1 protein-coding gene is annotated in these 502 nt (G+C 49.2%); it reads right to left on the bottom strand.

What is annotated here, in order from left to right; genetic code table 11:
* The coding region (locus DCCM_RS16640; protein WP_231702829.1) for an IS630 family transposase at nucleotides 1-472 on the bottom strand (472 nt) is incomplete at its 3' end.
* Nucleotides 473-502 lie beyond the last annotated feature (30 nt).

Here is a 502-nt window from a genome sequence, read left to right as displayed (position 1 = left end):
CGGTTTCCCATTCCGCCAATTCAAGACGGAGGGAATCTATTGAAGAAATCCGGCGATCCAGGCACTGTTTGGTCATTACGCTCAGTTCGATTTCGGCTGTGTTGAGCCAACTGCCGTGCTTCGGTGTATAGTGGATTTCCAAGCGTTTGGCCAGACTCCTGGCTACATCCGGTGTAAATGCTTGGTAAAGCGATGCCATAGTATGAGTGTTAAGGTTATCCATCACTAATCGGATTTTATGCGCTTTGGGATAATAAACATCAAGTAGTTCCCGGACTTGATTTGCCCAGTCAACCCGAGTTCTTCTTTCACAGGCCGTCACGTGCCTCCATCCGGCCAGCGGTTCTGTGAAGACAAAGATGCTGCAGGTTCCGTTTCTGACATATTCTCCGTCCCGGCGTTCTGACTTCCCGGGCTTCATCGGTATCGGTTCCCTGGTTTCATCAAGAAGTTGGTACGGTTTTTCGTCCATGCAGATGACCGGATATAGTCTGCAATATTG

It is taken from the genome of Desulfocucumis palustris (assembly GCF_002933875.1).
In the GTDB taxonomy this organism is placed as follows: Bacteria; Bacillota; Desulfotomaculia; order Desulfotomaculales; family Desulfocucumaceae; genus Desulfocucumis; species Desulfocucumis palustris.
The sequence above is the reverse complement of the archived record's forward strand: the minus strand, read 5'-3'. Positions and strand labels throughout refer to the sequence as shown.